General features: G+C 65.5%; 17 protein-coding genes and 1 riboswitch. Of the genes, 7 read left to right on the top strand and 10 right to left on the bottom strand.

Annotated features, from left to right (window positions below; translation table 11 throughout):
- Positions 1-32 precede the first annotated feature (32 nt).
- On the bottom strand, positions 33-599 hold the full coding sequence (locus tag ACL02S_RS15560; RefSeq protein WP_412803130.1) for a helix-turn-helix domain-containing protein: 567 nt from the start codon (positions 597-599) through the stop codon (positions 33-35).
- Between the two features lie 106 nt (positions 600-705).
- Between ACL02S_RS15560 and ACL02S_RS15565 the strand changes: the two genes are divergently transcribed.
- Positions 706-2,127, top strand: a complete 1,422-nt coding sequence (locus tag ACL02S_RS15565; RefSeq protein WP_412803131.1) for an MFS transporter — start codon at positions 706-708, stop codon at positions 2,125-2,127.
- A 517-nt stretch (positions 2,128-2,644) separates the two neighbouring features.
- Here the strand turns inward: ACL02S_RS15565 and rpsN are convergent.
- From rpsN to rpmB, 3 genes are read right to left on the bottom strand one after another with little or no spacing between them, the layout of a single operon-like run.
- On the bottom strand, positions 2,645-2,950 hold the full coding sequence (rpsN, locus tag ACL02S_RS15570) for a 30S ribosomal protein S14 (protein WP_412803132.1): 306 nt from the start codon (positions 2,948-2,950) through the stop codon (positions 2,645-2,647).
- Positions 2,950-3,120 carry a 50S ribosomal protein L33 gene (rpmG, locus tag ACL02S_RS15575; protein WP_412803133.1) on the bottom strand — a complete coding sequence of 57 codons (171 nt, stop codon included), beginning with the start codon at positions 3,118-3,120 and terminating at the stop codon, positions 2,950-2,952. The genes rpsN and rpmG overlap by 1 nt, the downstream gene beginning before the upstream one ends.
- Positions 3,120-3,356, bottom strand: a complete 237-nt coding sequence (gene rpmB, locus ACL02S_RS15580; RefSeq protein ID WP_412803234.1) for a 50S ribosomal protein L28 — start codon at positions 3,354-3,356, stop codon at positions 3,120-3,122. The genes rpmG and rpmB overlap by 1 nt, the downstream gene beginning before the upstream one ends.
- Before the next feature lie 98 nt (positions 3,357-3,454).
- Between rpmB and mrf the strand changes: the two genes are divergently transcribed.
- Genes mrf through ACL02S_RS15605 form a run of 5 tightly spaced genes read left to right on the top strand, consistent with a single transcriptional unit; the run spans position 3,455 to position 6,680 of the window.
- A complete protein-coding gene (mrf, locus tag ACL02S_RS15585) occupies positions 3,455-4,699 on the top strand; it encodes a ribosome hibernation factor-recruiting GTPase MRF (protein WP_412803134.1) in 1,245 nt (414 codons plus the stop codon).
- On the top strand, positions 4,696-4,962 hold the full coding sequence (locus ACL02S_RS15590; protein WP_412803135.1) for a type B 50S ribosomal protein L31: 267 nt from the start codon (positions 4,696-4,698) through the stop codon (positions 4,960-4,962). The genes mrf and ACL02S_RS15590 overlap by 4 nt, the downstream gene beginning before the upstream one ends.
- Before the next feature lie 5 nt (positions 4,963-4,967).
- Entirely contained in the window at positions 4,968-5,141 is a 174-nt protein-coding gene (gene rpmF, locus ACL02S_RS15595) for a 50S ribosomal protein L32 (protein WP_412803136.1), read from the top strand.
- Positions 5,138-6,274 carry a GTP-binding protein gene (locus ACL02S_RS15600; protein WP_412803137.1) on the top strand — a complete coding sequence of 379 codons (1,137 nt, stop codon included), beginning with the start codon at positions 5,138-5,140 and terminating at the stop codon, positions 6,272-6,274. The genes rpmF and ACL02S_RS15600 overlap by 4 nt, the downstream gene beginning before the upstream one ends.
- 40 nt (positions 6,275-6,314) lie before the next feature.
- Positions 6,315-6,680: a hypothetical protein gene (locus ACL02S_RS15605; RefSeq protein WP_412803138.1), complete on the top strand. Its 366-nt coding sequence runs from the start codon at positions 6,315-6,317 to the stop codon at positions 6,678-6,680.
- A 24-nt stretch (positions 6,681-6,704) separates the two neighbouring features.
- Here ACL02S_RS15605 and ACL02S_RS15610 read toward each other — a convergent pair whose 3' ends face one another.
- Positions 6,705-7,733, bottom strand: coding sequence for a methylenetetrahydrofolate reductase (locus ACL02S_RS15610; RefSeq protein ID WP_412803139.1), 1,029 nt, complete (start codon positions 7,731-7,733; stop codon positions 6,705-6,707).
- A 71-nt stretch (positions 7,734-7,804) separates the two neighbouring features.
- The gene (gene metE / locus ACL02S_RS15615) at positions 7,805-10,069 is read right to left on the bottom strand and encodes a 5-methyltetrahydropteroyltriglutamate--homocysteine S-methyltransferase (RefSeq protein WP_412803140.1); all 2,265 of its coding nucleotides are present in this window, start codon (positions 10,067-10,069) and stop codon (positions 7,805-7,807) included.
- A gap of 136 nt (positions 10,070-10,205) precedes the next feature.
- Positions 10,206-10,418: riboswitch (cobalamin riboswitch) on the bottom strand.
- 381 nt (positions 10,419-10,799) lie between these two features.
- On the opposite strand from metE, the gene ACL02S_RS15620 reads away from it, so the two are divergent.
- Positions 10,800-11,675 carry a bile acid:sodium symporter family protein gene (locus ACL02S_RS15620; protein WP_412803141.1) on the top strand — a complete coding sequence of 292 codons (876 nt, stop codon included), beginning with the start codon at positions 10,800-10,802 and terminating at the stop codon, positions 11,673-11,675.
- 281 nt (positions 11,676-11,956) lie between these two features.
- Here ACL02S_RS15620 and ACL02S_RS15625 read toward each other — a convergent pair whose 3' ends face one another.
- The 4 genes from ACL02S_RS15625 to ACL02S_RS15640 form a co-directional block, all read right to left on the bottom strand.
- Positions 11,957-13,078 carry a bifunctional 2-methylcitrate synthase/citrate synthase gene (locus ACL02S_RS15625; RefSeq protein WP_412803235.1) on the bottom strand — a complete coding sequence of 374 codons (1,122 nt, stop codon included), beginning with the start codon at positions 13,076-13,078 and terminating at the stop codon, positions 11,957-11,959.
- A gap of 2 nt (positions 13,079-13,080) precedes the next feature.
- Positions 13,081-13,995, bottom strand: a complete 915-nt coding sequence (gene prpB / locus ACL02S_RS15630; RefSeq protein ID WP_412803142.1) for a methylisocitrate lyase — start codon at positions 13,993-13,995, stop codon at positions 13,081-13,083.
- Entirely contained in the window at positions 13,995-15,497 is a 1,503-nt protein-coding gene (gene prpD / locus ACL02S_RS15635; protein WP_412803143.1) for a 2-methylcitrate dehydratase PrpD, read from the bottom strand. Before prpD ends, prpB begins: the two co-directional genes overlap by 1 nt.
- Positions 15,498-15,659: 162 nt before the next feature.
- On the bottom strand, positions 15,660-17,093 hold the full coding sequence (locus ACL02S_RS15640; protein WP_412803144.1) for a short-chain fatty acyl-CoA regulator family protein: 1,434 nt from the start codon (positions 17,091-17,093) through the stop codon (positions 15,660-15,662).
- Positions 17,094-17,164 lie beyond the last annotated feature (71 nt).

Below are 17,164 nucleotides of genomic sequence, written 5' to 3' on the forward strand. Positions count from 1 at the left end.
CTCACCAGGCCCGGCTCGAACAGTCCCGGTGATCAGTGAGTCACACGAGGGACGGCCTTGTCGCCGTGCGGTCCGAACAGGTGCAGGATCTCGACCGTGCCGTCGTCGGCCGGGCCGAACCAATGCGGGGTGCGGGGGTCGAACTCGGCGGTCTCACCGGGACGGAGCAGGTGCTCACGATCGCTGAGGAGCAGCCGCAGCGTGCCCGCCAGTACGTAGAGCCAGGCGTGTCCCTCGTGCGACACCAAGCGGGGTGCACGCGGGCCGAGGATGTGCTTGAACACCTGTACGCGGCCGGGATATCCGGTCAACGGCACGACGACTCCGCCGCTGGCATGGCGATGCGGGCGCAGGTCCGTGCGGGGGTCGCCGGTGGCGGGCGCGGCAACCAGCCGGTCCAGTGACACCCGAAAAGTCCTGGCCAATGGGATGAGCAGGTCGAGGCTCGGTTTGCGGCGTCCGGTCTCGAGTCGGGACAGGGTGCTGACCGACAGGCCGGCGCGGTCGGCGACGGTGCTCAGCGACAGCCCGCGTTCCTGACGCAGCGCCCGCAGTCGCGGACCGATGGCGTCGAGGGTCGTCTCGGTCTCGGCATCCATACCGCCATATTTGCAGATTCCGCAAAACCGCTGGGCTCGCGCTCCGGTCTGCGGACACCATCTACAGGCCCGGCGGCACCGTCGGGGCTGTAGAAAGGAGTGTCCGGTGACCGAGACGATCGAGGCGCCCGCGCTGAGTACGCGCCGACGGTGGACGGTACTGGCGATCTGTGCGTCGGCGTTGTTCCTCGTGGGTCTGGACACGACGATCGTGACGGTCGGGCTGTCGGAGATCGGCCACGGACTCGGCGTGGGGGAACAGCGCACGGCGTGGCTCGTCGACGCCTACACCGTGACGTTCGCGAGCCTGCTCGTCACCGCCGGAGCCGTGGCGGATCGGTTCGGCAGGCGGCGGGTGTTCCAGACGGGACTTGTCGTGTTCGCCTTGTCGTCGCTGGCCTGCGCGATGGCGCCGACGGCGGAATTCCTCGTCGCCGCGCGCGTCGTGCAGGGGATCGGCGCGTCGATGCTGAGTCCGGTCGCGTTGGCGATCGTGGTCAACGCGATGCCCGACCCGCGGGAGCGGGCCCAGGCGATCGGCGTATGGGGTGCGATGTTCGGGCTGAGCATGGCTGTAGGCCCTGTCACCGGCGGTGCGCTGATCGGGCTGTTCGGCTGGCGGGCGGTGTTCTGGATCAATGTCCCGGTGGTGCTGATCGCATTCGTGCTGGTCCGTGCCCTGGTGCCGGAATCGCGCGGACCGCGCCCGCGCCGGCTCGATATGCCGGGCCAACTGCTGCTCATCGCGCTGCTGTGGATAACGGTGGCCACGCTCATCGAGGGACCACGGCTTGGCTGGACCGCGCCGATCGTGCTCGGCGGCTATGCCGCCCTCATCCTGCTAGGCGTCGTGTTCGTACGCGTCGAGTCGCGCGTCGACCAACCGTTGATCGAACCCGGCCTGTTCCTGATCCCCAGCTTCGCCGGCGCCATCCTGGGCGCGGTCGCGGTCTTCGTCGCCTTCAGCGTGACGCTGCTGACGACCACACTGTTCCTCCAACACGTCCACGGCTGGACACCCGTCGTCGCAGGCGCGGCAACACTACCGATGGCCGTCACCGCGACCCTCTGCGCACCGCTGTCGGGCTACCTCGTCGGCCGGATCGGGCCGCGCACTCCGCTGCTGCTGGCCGGCGCCTGCCTCACCGCCGGCGGTGTCCTGCTACTCGGCCTCGGCAACGGTCCGCTGCTGCCCGTGCTGGTCGCCGCCTACCTCTGCATCGGCGCGGGCGTGGGATTCGCCAACGCGCCCATCACCGATACCGCAGTCGGCGGGCTGCCCCCGCACCGCGCCGGAGTCGCGAGCGGAACCGCCTCCACCGCACGCCAACTCGGCACTGCGCTCGGCATCGCGCTCGCGGGCAGCGCCGTCGCCGCCGCTCCCACCGAGGACTTCCTGACCGCCGCCCTCCCGGCCCTGCTGACCGTCACCGCCTGCGGGATCATCCTGTTGGTAGTCGCCGACGCCGCCAAGGGACGCCCACGGAACTCGCAGCCTGAACAGTCCGCCACGTCACCGGACCGATGAATGCCGTGGCCAACCGAGAGTCGGGGTTCGCCGCACAGGTGATGTCACGAGTCACGGTGCCGGTGTAGGGCAACGAGATGCAGGCCATGCCTACGACGACAGCGATGAACGTCTCCGGCCCGAACTATTCCTACCGTACGTACTTCGACGGCAACCCGCTCATCCGGACGATTGACGTCCTCCTCGGCCTGAAGGACCAAGGTTTCCTACCAGCGTCCGCACGGGATGCTCTCGATAGGTTCCTGTTTCACCGGGGCCTGCTCTCCACTAGGCGGAACGATCGAGCAGGTCAGCCCATCAGTGCCGCACACCAGCCAACGACGCGCCCTCCGCAGGCGCTTCGAACCGAGCCGAACCTCGACCGAAGGCGTCCGCACGTCGCGGCGGACTCGAGCTCATCCATCCGGTGCCGAGTGGTACCGCGATAGCATCGCTCCGAATTCGCCTACGGCCGGGCCGGTCCCGTCGGTGCGTTCACCTCATCGCCACATGCGACAGCGACCTTTCGCGGATGTTCTCACCAACTGGACTTGCTGACACCGGGCAGTTCACCGCGATGCGCCTTCTCGCGCAGGCGAACTCGTGACAGTCCGAACTTGCGCAGATGCCCGCGTGGGCGGCCGTCGATGACGTCGCGGTTGCGCAGCCGGGTCGGGCTCGCGTCACGCGGCAGTCGCTGCAGGGCCAGCTGGGCCTGCGCCCGTACCTCCGGCGTCGCGGTGATATCTCGTGCGAGCGAGCGCAATTCGGCGCGCCGCTGCGCGTAACGGGCCACGACCAAGCGTCGCTGCTCGTTCTTGACGATCTTCGATTTCTTCGCCATCAGCGGTCCTCTCGGAAGTCGACGTGGCGACGCACGATCGGGTCGTACTTGCGCAATACCAGCCGGTCCGGGTCGTTGCGCCGATTCTTGCGGGTGACGTAGGTGTATCCGGTACCCGCAGTGGAGCGCAGCTTGACCACCGGCCGCAGTTCAGTGCTCTTGGACGCCATCAGATCCGCTCCCCCCGTGCCCACATCCGGGCGACGACGGCATCGATGCCGTCACGGTCGATCACCTTGATGCCCTTGGCCGACACATTCAGTGTGACCCGGCGACCGAGGCTGGGCGCGAAGTAGGTCTTGCGCTGGATATTGGGATCCCAGCGCCGACTCGTGCGGCGATGCGAATGCGAGACCGTCTTGCCGAATCCGGGCATACGCCCGGTCACCTGGCAGTGCGCCGACATGACACTCCCCTCTCTGTTGAAAACCATTTTCGACAACTGTCCTTCGGAACTGTACGCTCGATCGACAGTTATTGAAAACGATTACCGAAAGGAGTGAGGTGGACACCAGGACGCCCGTGATCATGGTGGCCGGTTCTTCCGTAGACGTTCACCGCCTCGGCTATGCACTGCTCGAGCCAGGAACTGTGCTGGTAGAGCACAATCTGAGCCTGTTACGCGAGGGAGTGGTCACCCGAACACTGACTACGACCGACCGTGAGCAACTGACCCTGGTGGAGCTGGCACACGGCTGTGTGTCGTGCACGCTACGCAAGGATCTGCTCCCCTTGCTGCGCACACTGTCCGATCGCACATCGGTGACCCGCATCGTGCTCCTGCTCGACCCGGCGCACGAACCAGCCGAGATCTGCGAAGCCATCGACCACGTGGTGGTCACCGGCATATCCGGCCGCGTCGACGCACCGGCCGGACACGACGTGCGAGTCACCGCCGTACTCGCCGCAGTGGACGCCACCACCTGGCTCGCGGACGCGACCGGCGATGACACCATGGCCGAACGACTCGGTGGCGACGACGACCGCACTGTGGCCCAAGTCGCGGTCGCGCGGGTGCAGCACGCCGACGCCGTGGTGCTGTTCGGTAACCCCGACCCACTGGACGCCACCGTACTGACCGCGGTCCTGCGACGCCTCGCCCCGACTGCAGCGCGGTACTGGACAACCGATCGCCCCGATACCGACGGCCCCGATGTGGGCGCCATCCTCGCGGCGCTACCCGAGCAACGCGCCGACCGCGGATTCGATCCACATGCCCCGCTACTGGCAGGCGCGCCGCCACTGGACGTCGACACCGGTGTCCGCCTGGTCGAGTTCACCGCACAACGGCCATTCCATCCCGAACGATTGCACGAGGCCATCGACACACTGCTGGACGGCGTCGTCACCGCCAGGGGCCGGGTGTGGCTGGCCACCCGGCCCCGGCATGTGCTGTGGCTCGAATCGGCCGGCGGCGGACTGCGCATCGGTCCCGCCGGGCTGTGGTTGGCCGCGATGCCCAAGGACCAACAGGAAGCCGAAGATCCGCAGCGACGCGCGCTGGCCGCACTGAACTGGCACCCGAGCTTCGGTGACCGGCACTCCTCGCTGATGGTGCTGGTCCATCACGCCGATCCCGACGAGATCGAGCGTGCCCTGCGATGGGCACTGATCACCGACCACGAACTACAACAACCGGATTCATGGCCGAACTTCGCCGACCCCTTCGGCGAGTGGCACGACGACCCGTGTGACGCCACCGAATCACCCCAAGCATCCCCCGCACGAGAAGGAGAACACCTGTCGTGAAACCCGGCATCCACCCCGACTACCACCCGATACTCGTCGAAGACTCCAGTACCGGTAAGCGTTTCCGCACCCGCTCCACCGCGACCAGCGATCGCACCGCGACCTGGACCGACGGCAACACCTACCCACTGATCGTTGTCGACGTCACCTCGGATTCGCACCCGTTCTGGACCGGTGCCCACCGAGTGCTCGACAAAGCGGGCCGCGTGGAGAAATTCGAACGGCGCTACGGCCGCCGCACCCACCCAGGAAAAGGAGCCTGATCACCATGGCCGTACCGAAGCGCCGCATGTCCCGGTCGAACACCCGCCACCGCCGATCACAGTGGAAAGCGACCGCACCCCACCTGATACCCGTGACCGTCGACGGCATCACACGCAAAGTGCCGCGGCGTCTGGTCGCCGCGATCGAGCGCGGCCTGATCGATCCGGCCCGACTGTGACCGACACCCGCCTACCGGTGACGGTACTGTCCGGGTTCCTCGGCGCCGGGAAAACCACCCTGCTCAACCACATCCTGGCCAACCGGGAGGGCAGGCGCGTCGCGGTCGTCGTCAACGATATGAGTGAGGTGAACATCGATGCGGCACTGATCGCCGGTCAAGGTCATCTCGACCGCACACAGGAGAAACTGGTCGAACTCACCAACGGCTGCATCTGCTGCACACTGCGGGAAGACCTGATCGATACCGTCGAAAAACTCGCCACCGCAGAGCGATTCGACAATCTCGTCATCGAATCCACCGGGATTTCCGAACCGATGCCGGTGGCGGCGACCTTCGACTGGGAGTTCGAGGACGGCTTCTCCCTCGCCCAACTGGCCAAGCTCGACACCATGGTGACCGTCGTCGACGCCTCCACCTTCCTCACCGAGGTGACGCGCAGCCAGTCACTGGCCGAGCGCGACCTGGCCGCGGGCGACGGCGACGAGCGCCATATCGCCGACCTGCTGGTCGACCAGGTCGAATTCGCCGACGTCCTGCTCCTCACGAAAACCGACCTGGTCAGCCCTGCGATAGCGGGTGCGGTCGAAGCGACGCTGCGCAGGCTGAATCCGAGCGCGGACCTGCGCCGGATCCAGCACGGCAGAGTCGACTTGGCCGCCGTACTCGACACCGGCCGCTACGACCCCGTCTCGGCAGCCGAAACACCCGGATGGGACGAGGAAGCAGCGGGCGGCCATACCCCCGAGACCGAGGAATACGGCATACGAAGCCACACCTACCGCTCCGACCGTCCCTTCCACCCGGCCCGACTCGCGCAGTTCCTCGACGGCCTGCGCGGAGTACTGCGCAGCAAGGGATTCTGCTGGATAGCCAGCCGCCCCGAATTCGCGGCCGTCTGGTCCCAGGCAGGCCCCAATCTCACCTTCGAACCCGCCCAATACTGGAGCGTCGCCGCCGAAGAGCCCGGCCAGGAACTGGTGTTCATCGGCATCCGGCTCGACATCGACAGCCTCCACAGCGCACTCGACACCGCCCTGCTCACCGACACCGAACTCGCGGCGGGACCGGACACTTGGCGCGACTATCCCGATCCGTTCCCCGCCTGGCCGAGCCTGCACGAGCACCTCTGATCACCGCATCGATGACAGAAACCGCAGCCACGAACGTTCGATGACGCGAGGCGTCCGAGGCTGTGGGCCTTGTGCCGGCATACTCGTCGACTTCGAGCCGCCAGGAATGCCGGACGAAACCGAAATCCTGTGTGCCATATCGGATGAACAGCTGCCGAGCGAGTACATACCAGCGCTCGAGCAAGGCATTCGGGAAGGGCTCGGCGGAGTTGCGGCTGCGGTCCTGGTCACCAATAGCACGTTCCACGAAATGGATTCCTCTGAATGGGGCTATCGGATCGCCGGCCGGGAAGCCGGGCGCGCGGCCTTGATCGCCGCTGGACTGCTGCCCGAAGCGGAGGCGACCACGTTGCGCTGGACAACCTGGCCGGGACGCAAGCGCCCCCGCAGAAAACCGAAGGCATAGTAAGTGCCCCTAATCGAACGTCACCTACGTGCCGACGACAGTCGGCCGGGTTGGAGTCGGAGGCGCTGGAGCAGCGGTCACGTCGTAGCCGAGATTGGTCAGCACCTGTGTCGTCGCCTTGGCGAAATTGAGAGTGACGAAGTGCAGGCACGGTGCGCCCTCGTCGATGAGGCGCTGCGCCATCTCGGTAGCGATCTCGATGCCCGCGGCGCGCACTGCCGCACGATTCTCCTCCTGGCCGTCACCGGCGGCCTTGTACAACCGCTCCAGTACCGTCGCGGGCAGCTCCCGCCCGGACAGTTCCGCCGCACGCCGCACGGTGCGCAGCGAGGTGATCGGCATCAGTTCGGGGATGATCGGTTTCGCGCCCTCGACCGGGTCATAGGCGGTGATGCGGTCACGCAGGCGGAGGTAGTGCTCGATGTCGAAGAACATCTGGGTGATCGAATAGTCCGCTCCGGCACGGAGTTTCGCGGCCAGGAAGGCGGTATCGGTCTTCAGGTCCTTGGAGCGGTGATGGCCCTGCGGGAAGGATGCCACACCGATGTTGAACTCGCCCAGATCGCGCACGATCCGAACCAGTTCCTCGGCATAGGCGACACCGTCCGGATGCTTATGCCAATCCCCGAGCGGGTCACCGGGTGGGTCTCCGCGCAGTACGAGGAGGTCACGGATGCCGCAGTCGGCGTAGGAACCGACCAACGCCCGCAGTTCGGCCACGCTGTGTCCGACCGCTGTCAGGTGCGCCACCGGCAGCAGGGTGGTGTGCTGGGCCAGCTGACCGGTGATGCGGGCCGTACGATCTTTGGTGGAGCCGCCAGCACCGTAGGTCATCGAGACGAATGCCGGATGCATGCGCTCGAACTGCCGGACGGTCCGCCACAGTCTGGCCTCGCCGTCGGCGTCGCGGGGCGGGTTGAACTCCACGGAGAACGGTACCCGTGTCGTGGAATGGATACGCAGATTCTCGATGACCGATCGAGCCGCGGACGCGGGTCGTGTGGTTCGGACGGCGTGGTCGGTCACCGTGCGGTCCTCTGGAAAGAAGTGCATGTCGGCCTCGGGCTCGGAGGGATGGCGCCGGATGCCGGGGCGCCCGCCGTGGCGGGCGCCCCGGCAGCATGTCAGCGCAGCGCCCTGGCCGCCGTGACGAGATTGCGCAGCGAGGCGGTCACCTCGTCGGTGCGGCGGGTTTTCAGTCCGCAGTCCGGGTTGGCCCACAGGCGTTCGGCCGGAACGGCTTCGAGCGCCAGTGCGAGAGACTTCTCGATCTCCTCGGAGCCGGGCACGCGTGGGGAGTGGATATCGTAGACACCCGGTCCAACGCCAAGGTCGAAGCCCGCCGCGTTGAGGTCGTCGAGGACCTCCATATGCGAGCGCGCCGCCTCGATCGAGGTGACGTCGGCATCCAATCCGGCGATAGCCCCGATGACCTCACCGAACTCCGAGTAGCACAGGTGGGTGTGGATCTGCGTGCTATCGGCGACCCCTGAGGTCGAGAGGCGGAACGCGTCGACCGCCCAGTCCAGGTAGGCGGCCTGATCGGCCTTACGAAGCGGCAGCAGCTCGCGCAACGCGGGCTCGTCCACCTGGATGATGCCGATTCCAGCCGCCTCCAGGTCCACCGTCTCGTCCCGGATAGCCAACGCGATCTGCCGCGCGGTGTCGGCCTGCGGCTGATCGTCGCGGATGAACGACCACGCCAGGATGGTGACCGGACCGGTCAGCATGCCCTTGACCGGCTTACTGGTCAGCGACTGCGCGTAGGTGATCCACTCGACGGTCATGACCGCCGGACGCACCACATCGCCGTACACGATCGGCGGGCGCACGCAGCGGCTGCCGTAGGACTGCACCCAGCCGTTGATCGTCGCGGCGAAACCGTCGAGCTGTTCGGCGAAGTACTGCACCATGTCGTTACGCTCCGGCTCACCGTGCACCAGCACATCGAGACCGATGTCCTCCTGCAGCGCGATGACTTCGGCGATCTCGGCACGCATCCGCTTGTCGTACTCGGCTTGGTCGATCTCGCCACGGCGCAGCTCGGCACGGGCCACCCGGATCCGGCTCGTCTGCGGGTAGGAGCCGATCGTGGTGGTCGGCAGCAGCGGCAACTTCAACCGTTCCTGCTGCACCGTGCGACGCTCCTCGGCCGGAGCGCGGCGAATGGCGTCCGAGTCCAGGCCTGCCAGGCGCTCGCGCACCGACTCGACGCGCAGACGCGGATCGGCCTTGCGGTCGGCTACCGCGGCGCGAGCGACCTCGAGAACCTGCGCGACCGCGTCCTCCCCCTCGGTGAGGGCGGTGGCCAGCGCACGGATCTCGGCGATCTTCTCCTGCCCGAATGCCAGCCAGGTGCGCAGCCGCTCGTCCAGATCGTTCTCGGGTTCGAGGCTGTAGGGGACGTGCAGCAGTGAGCACGAACTCGATACGGCCACTGATACGCCGGCTTCGCGCAGCCCGGTCAGCCGCGGCAACGCCTGATCGGGGTCGACCCGCCAGATGTTGTGGCCGTCGACCACACCCGCCACGATCAGCTTGTCCGTGATCGATCGAGCCACGGTCACATCCGCGTCGGCACCGGCGACCACATCGAGCGCGATGCCATCGATGCCGGTCTCCGCCAGCGCGGGCAGCGCCGCACCCAGCCTGCCGAAGTAGGTGGCGACCAGGATCGACGGACGAGCGGACACCTCGGACAACCGCTGATATGTGGTACGCACCGCTGCCAGTTCGGCCTCGGTGAGATCGGTGACCAGCGACGGCTCGTCGATCTGCACCCACTGCGCACCGGCCTCGGCGAGCAGACCGAGCAACTGCTCGTAGAGCGGCAACAGGTCGGGCAGACGGTTGAGCAGATCGCTGCCGTCCACCGATTTGGCCAGCTTCAGGAAGGTGATCGGGCCGACGACCACCGGACGAGCGGGTACGTCGAGCGCCAACGCCTCCTTCAGTTCGGCCAAGGGCTTCTCCGGGTGCAGGGAGAACGTCGTATCCGCCGCGAGTTCGGGCACCAGGTAGTGGTAGTTGGTGTCGAACCACTTGGTCATCTCCAGTGGAGCGATCTCGGCATTGCCGCGGGCGGCCGCGAAGTAGCGATCGAGCTCATCGGCGATCCCGGCCACTCGCCGCGGCAGCGCGCCGAGCAGCACGGCGGTGTCGAGCACCTGGTCGTAGTAGGAGAACGTGCCCACCGGGACCGAATCCAGCCCGGCGTCACGGGCTGCGGTCAGTTGGGCGGCACGCAGGTCCGCCGCAACAGCGTGCAGGCTCTCGGCATCGAGACGACCGGCCCAGTAGGACTCGGTCGCGCGTTTGAGCTCCCGGTTGGGGCCGATGCGCGGGAGCCCCAGCACGGTTGCGGTGAAAGTATTGTGTGGGTTCGACATTGGTGAGCTCCATGGTCAGTAGCAAGGACCGCCACCCATATGAAACGCACGCTGATGGAGCCCATGAAGCATCGTTCCCGTGCCCGGGTCCACTCGGCGTAGCGCTCAATCCACGAGGCGACGACCACCGGATACGGCGTATCCGGTACAACGGGCAGGTCTTCGGACTCGTGGGCATCGACCCGAGAACGGGTCGGCCTCGGCGCTTCGTGGCCCGGGGCTGGTCCTACTGACCGTCGCTTCCCAGGCATGCGCCCAGTGCGGGTGACGGCTGTCGCTCCCACTCACCGCTGCGGGACAGTCCCGGATTTCCACCGGGTTCCCTCTCGCCCGACGGCGCGTCAGCGCTACCGGGCTTCGACGCCTTCGGACGGATCAGGGGCTCCTCGACTCCGCCTCCAGCGAACCAGCTGCACCGATGAATATAGCCAATACGGATCGGATCGCGAAAGACGGCCCACCTTCCCACGGGAAAACGGGACGTCGGCGACGCTTCCAGCAGGACTGGCGTCACTCGCGCGCGGCGCCCACCGGCCAGACCACGGTGACCGGAATTCCTCATCTACTACATGCGACTAACCCTCGGTTACTCACCGACCATGACCGGCCTGGCATTCCTGCCGATCGTCACCGCGCTGAGCGCTCGCCATGTAAGTTATCCATCGCGCGGACGCCGCCGGATCGTTCGACCCGGGCCGGAAGCATGATGGCTCGGCGCAGTAGGAGAGCAATGGGTTCGTCTATCTTCGTAGTATTCTTGCCACTCGCACTGGCATTGGTGATGTTCGGTTTGGGGCTGACACTCGCCTTCGATGACTTCGCGCGAGTCCTGCGCTATCCGAAGGCGGCACTGGTGGCGCTGATCTGCCAGATGGTGGTGTTGCCTACGATCTGCCTTGCCTTGGTCGTCCTTTTCGGTCTCGAAGGCGCGCTGGCAGTCGGAATGATGCTACTGGTGGCCTCGCCCGGTGGCACATCGGCAAACCTGTTCAGCCATCTCGCGGGTGGTGATGTCGCACTGAATATCACACTCACCGCGATCAATTCGGTGCTCGCCGTATTCACCATGCCGATCGTGGTAACCCTGGCCATCGCAGGATTCATGGACGAGGACGCCTCCGTCGGACTACAACCGGCGAAGTTCGTGCAAGTGGTCGCCATTGTGCTGGTGCCGGTCGCGGTCGGCATGTGGGTGCGACGCCTACTGCCAGGGTGGGCCGAGCAGATGCGTAAGCCGGTGAAAGTCGTATCGATCGCGGTCCTGTTCTTGGTGATCGTTGCGGCGTCGATAGCCGAATTCGACACATTTATCGACAATATCGACAGGCTCGGATTGATCGCGCTGCTATTGTCCATACTGAGCCTGTCGATCGGCTACTTCGTACCCCGTCTATTCGCAGTCGACCCCCGCCAGGCGATCGCTTCAGCAATGGAGATCGGTATTCACAACGCTACCCTTGCCATTGCGGTCGCCGTATCGGTACTCGGCGACGAAACCATGGCCATTCCAGGTGCGATCTACGGCATCATCATGTTCTTTCCCGCCACACTCGCCGCCGTTTTCCTCGCCCGGCAACAGAAAACGGTTCCCCAACCGAGCCGTTGACCGACGCCACGCGTTTCGTGGTACAGCACAACATCGGGAGAAGACAGGGGTGGACATGGATGCTGATCTGAGTTTGTAGGTGTCGCGGTCGATATCACCCCTCCCTCGCATGACCCGGCACGAACACACTCTCTGACGGGTCCCCGTGATGTGGTCCACTTGGACTCGAAATACCGGGTCGGCCCCGTCGACGAGACCGGATCAGGTGGTCGCGTTATCGGGGACCGGTCAGACGGTCCGCACTGTGGTGCGAGCCGTCGATAGCTGGGTTGGCAGGGGGGTCAAGCCACGACCGATCGTTGCGGCACGCCCACGTATTCGCTGAGCGGGCGGATCAGCGCGTTGGACTCGCCTTGTTCGATGATGTGCGCGGCCCATCCGGTGATCCGGCTCATCACGAAGATCGGGGTGAACACCTCGATATCGAAGCCGAGCAGATAGTAGGCAGGACCCGTGGGGAAGTCGAGATTCGGTTTGATGCCGGTGGCCTCGTTCATGGTGCGTTCGAGGATCTCGTAGATCCGCACCCATTTCTCGCCATCGGTCACCGCGGCGATATCGAGAAACGCCTTCTTCATGGTGGGCACACGGGAGTCACCGTTCTTGTAGACCCGGTGGCCGAAACCCATCACCTTTTCCTTCACGGCCAGTTTGTTGCGCATCCACTCTTCGGCCGACGCGGGATCATCGATCTCGATCATGTGGTGCATGACCGCTTCGTTGGCCCCACCGTGCAGCGACCCCTTGAGCGCACCGATGGCGGCGGTCACCGCGCTGTAGATATCCGACAGCGTCGAGGTGACCACGCGCGCGGCGAACGTCGAGGCGTTGAAGGAGTGCTCGGCGTAGAGGATCAGCGACACTTCGAATGCCTTCACCAATTCCCGCGAAGGGATCGTCCCGAAACACATGTTCAGGAAGTTCTCGGCATAACCGAGATGCGAATGCGGAGCGATCGGCTCCAGGCCGCGCCGCCGCCGATGGTCGGCGGCCACGATCGTCGGCAGTACCGCGAGCATGCGAAGAGCCTTCTCGTGGTTGGCCTTCGGCGAATTGTCTTCTTCGGACGGGTCCTCGGCGCCGAGGTAGCTGATCGCGGTCCGCACCACATCCATCGGGTGGCAGTTGTCGGGCATCTTCGCCACCAGCGACAGCAGCGATCGGTCCGCGCGACGTGAGGCGCGTTCACGCTGCTGAAACTGTGCGAGTTCGGCGTGCGACGGCAATTCGCCGTACCACAGCAGATAGGCGACCTGTTCGAAGGAGCAGTGCGTGGCCAGATCCTGGACCGCGTAGCCGCGGTAGGTCAGCGAGTTGGTTTCCGGTACCACCTTCGACACGGCAGTGGTGTCGACGACGACGCCTGCCAGACCCTTGTAGATGGTCGGTATCGCGGTCTCCATCATCACTGGTTCCTTCCCAGAGTGAAATTGAAGATCTCGGAATCGAATTCGTTGTAGCTCTCGTACCGAAGCAGTTCGTAGAGTCGAGAACGGTGCTGCATTGTGGCGAGCAGCCCGGATTGCGTACCCTCGGCGAAAATCTCACGCAGGCCGACCTCGGTGGCGAACATCGCCAACCGCAGTGTGGTGACCGGGTAGATGACCGCGTTGTAGCCGACCTGCTCCAGCGTCGAAGCCGGGATCAGGTCGGACTTACCGAATTCGGTCATATTCGCCAGCAGCGGAGTATCGACCGCGGCCCGGAATCTCTCGAAATCGGCGACAGTGTGCAGGGCTTCGGTGAAGATCAGATCCGCACCGGCGGCGGCGTAGGCCTTCGCCCGCTCGATCGCCGCGTCGATGCCCTCGATACCAGCGGCGTCGGTGCGCGCGCAGATCACGAAGTCCGGGTCGCGCCGCGCGGAAACCGCCGCCCGCAGTCTGCGCACCATCTCCTCGGTCGGCACCACGGCCTTGCCGTCGAGGTGCCCACAGCGTTTCGGGTTGACCTGATCCTCTAGATGCAGCGCCGCCAGGCCCGCGTCTTCCAGAATCGTCACCGTCCGCGCGGCGCTCATGGGCTCACCGAAGCCGGTGTCGGCGTCGATGAGCACCGGCAGATCCGTCACCCGAGCGATCTGCCTGCCACGCTCGGCGACCTCGGTCAACGTCGTCAGACCGATATCAGGCAGCGCCAGATCAGCGGAGACGACCGCGCCGGAGACGTAGACGCCCTCGAATCCGATCTCCTGGATCAGTTTCGCCACCAATGGGCTGAACGCGCCAGGAATACGCTGGATCTTGCCGGAGGCCAGACCGGCGCGAAACGCCTTGCGCTTATCCGATGCCGAGGTGGTCGCCGTCAGCAGCCCGGTCATCAGAACAGGCCCTTCGGCGACTCGGGCGCGCGGGCGAGTACATCGTCCGAGACGGTGAAGGTGAGCTCCGACAACTCACCGGCCGACAACTCACCCGTGCGCTGGACCACCTCGAGGAAGCGGTCCTGTTCGGCGAGTTCGATCACGCCCTCGGCGAGCGTGCGGAACTTGGCGACGTACTGCTCGCGGGCGAACGGACGCGCGCCGAGCGGATGCGCGTCGGCCACTGCGAGTTCATCCACGATCACCTCCCCGCTCTTCAAGGTCACCTCGGCGCGAGCACCGAACGCCTTCTCCTTCGGATCGGTCGAGTGGTAGCGCCGCGTCCACTCCGGGTCCTCGGTCGTGGAGATCTTGTTCCACAACTCGATCGTGTCGGGCCGCTTGGCACGTTCGGGGGCGTAGGACCGCTCGTGATGCCACACCCCGTCCTGCAAGGCGACGGCGAAGATGTACATGACCGAATGGTCGAGGGTTTCGCGCGAGGCGGTCGGATCGAACTTCTGCGGATCGTTCGAGCCGGTGCCGATGACCACATGAGTGTGATGGCTGGTATACAGCACAATCGACGCGATCTGCTCGAGATCACCGATCCGGTCGCGCAGGCGGCGCGCCAGATCGATCGGGGCCTGGCTCTGGTATTCGGCGGAGTGTTCCTTGGTATAGGTGTCCAGGATGCCGCGCTTGGGCTCCCCCGGACCGGGCAGCGGCACCGAGTACTCCTTCTCGGGGCCGCCCAACAGCCAGGCGATCACACCGTCCTCACCCTCCCAGATCGGCGACGGCGCACCTTCCCCGCGCAGCGCCCGATCCACGGCTTCGACCGCCATCTTCCCCGCGAAGGCGGGCGCGTACGCCTTCCAGCTCGAAATCTCGCCCTTGCGGGACTGACGAGTGGCGGTTGTGGTGTGCAGGGCCTGACCGATCGCCTGGTAGATCGTCTCGGTGTCCAGACCGAGCAGCGTGCCGATACCGGCGGCTGCCGACGGACCGAGGTGGGCGACATGGTCGATCTTGTGTTCGTGCAGACAGATCGAACGCACCAGATCCACCTGGATCTCGTAGCCAGTGGCAAGACCGCGGATCAGATCCCGGCCGCTGCGGCCTGCGTGCTGGGCCACCGCCAGAATCGACGGGACGTTGTCGCCGGGATGGGAGTACTCCGCGGCAAGGAAGGTGTCGTGGAAATCCAATTCACGCACCGCCACGCCATTGGCCCAGGCCGCCCACTCCGGGGAGAACCGGCCCTCGGCGCCGAAGACGGTCGCGCCGGGCTGATACGGATGCGTCAGTGCTTGGGCGCGGGCATTGGCGACCGGGCGGCGGGTCAGCGAGGCGGCGGCGACCGCGGCGTTGTCGATGATCCGGTTGATGATCATCTCCTCGGTCGCGGGCTCGACCGCCACCGGATCCGTGGCCACCTCTGCGATCCGCCACGCGAGATGCTCTTCCCGGGGAAAACGCTCGGCCGAGCGGTACGTGCGGACAAGATGGTTCTTCACGGTCCAGGCCCTCCACGATGTCGAATCTTCGCTTGATTCGCACGCTACCCACAGCCAGTCCGCGAGAGAATACGTTGCAGAAAGCGAATTTTGCGGCAGCAGACCTGCAAATTTGCGTAATCTGTGAAAGCCCATGGCTCCGCATCGATCGGCCGCGACCGATCAATCGTCGGCGGTCGTGGCCGACGGCGCGTAGGGGGTGTTCGCGGGACGATTCTCGTCCGTTGCCAGCGGCCGCCCGATCTGGGGGAACGCCCGCTGAGCGCACGCGGCGCGTTCACAGACCCGGCAGCCCGCACCGATCGGAACAGTCACCGCAGGGTCGTCGATAGGCAGACCGTGCGAGTACACCAGCTTCTCGGCGAAGGTCAGGTCGCAACCGAGCCCCACCGCGAAATCACGCGCGGGCGCCAGATAGCCGGGATTGCTCTCTCCGGTGGTGCGAGCCAACCACAGATAGGTACGTCCATCGGGCATCTCCGCGATCTGGGTCCGAATCCGCCCTGGCGTGGCGAAGGCATCGTGCACCACCCAGAGCGGGCAACTACCGCCTGCCCGCGAGAAATGGAATGCCGTCGCGGACTGGCGCTTGGAGATATTGCCCGCCCGATCGGTGCGAACGAAGAAGAACGGAACACCACGCCGACCTCGCCGCTGCAACGTCGACAACCGGTGACATACCGTCTCGAACCCGACCTCGAACTGTGCCGACAGCAGATCGATGTCGTAGCGCAGCCTCTCGGCTGCTTCCAGGAACAACCCATAGGGCAAGATCAGCGCACCGGCGAAGTAGTTGGCCAAACCGATTCGCAGCAACCTGCGCGACTCGGAGGGCAATGTCGTCGTCTCGGCGAGCAGTTCCTCGATCACCTCCGACTGGGTCAGAAACGCCAGCTGAGTGGCGAGCTGGAACGCGCGCTGCCCGGCCGTCAACCGACGGGCGAGCGTGAGCGTGCGGGCGGCCGGGTCGTAGACGCGTTTCGGACCAGGCTTTCCCGGATCCTCCGAACGGATCCGCACCGCCACCTCATGCTGATCGTTCAGTATTCGAGCGAGTTGCAGATCCAACCCGCCAAGGGTGAGCCTGCCCGCGATGAACAATTCCTCGGCGGCGGTATCCAAGGCGGCGATGTGATTGCGACGGTCGTAGAAATAATCGCGAACATCCTCATACGGCATCGCCGTGCGCGAATCCGGCGCGGGCAGATCGATACCAGCCGAGAGCAGGTCGAGTTGCCCGTTGGCCGCGCGAAGCCTGCGGTGCTGGCTGATCAGCAACCTGGCCGCAGTCGGAGCCCGCGACAACAAGTCATCGAGCTCCCCACCGGAAACCGCGCCTGCCTCCGGATCTTCGACGAACACCTCTTGAAGATCAGCCAACAACCTGGCGTCGGTCTCGGCGGCGAAGAAACCCATCTCCAGATCGAAGGTCGCGGTCAACCGCATCAACACCGGCACAGTGAGCGGGCGTTGATCATTCTCGAGCTGGTTGACATAGCTCACCGACAAACCGAGCACCTTTGCCAGACCTGACTGCGACAACTTCCGTTGCTCACGCAATGCGCGCAATCGACCTCCGGCATACATCTTTTCCACCGAAGCACCCTTCCTACCGAGGAACCGACCGCACGCGAACTCGACCGTCGCGAAGATACCCGAGGTCAGGA

Origin of the sequence: Nocardia spongicola (assembly GCF_047200775.1) — a bacterium.
Taxonomy (GTDB): Bacteria; Actinomycetota; Actinomycetes; order Mycobacteriales; family Mycobacteriaceae; genus Nocardia.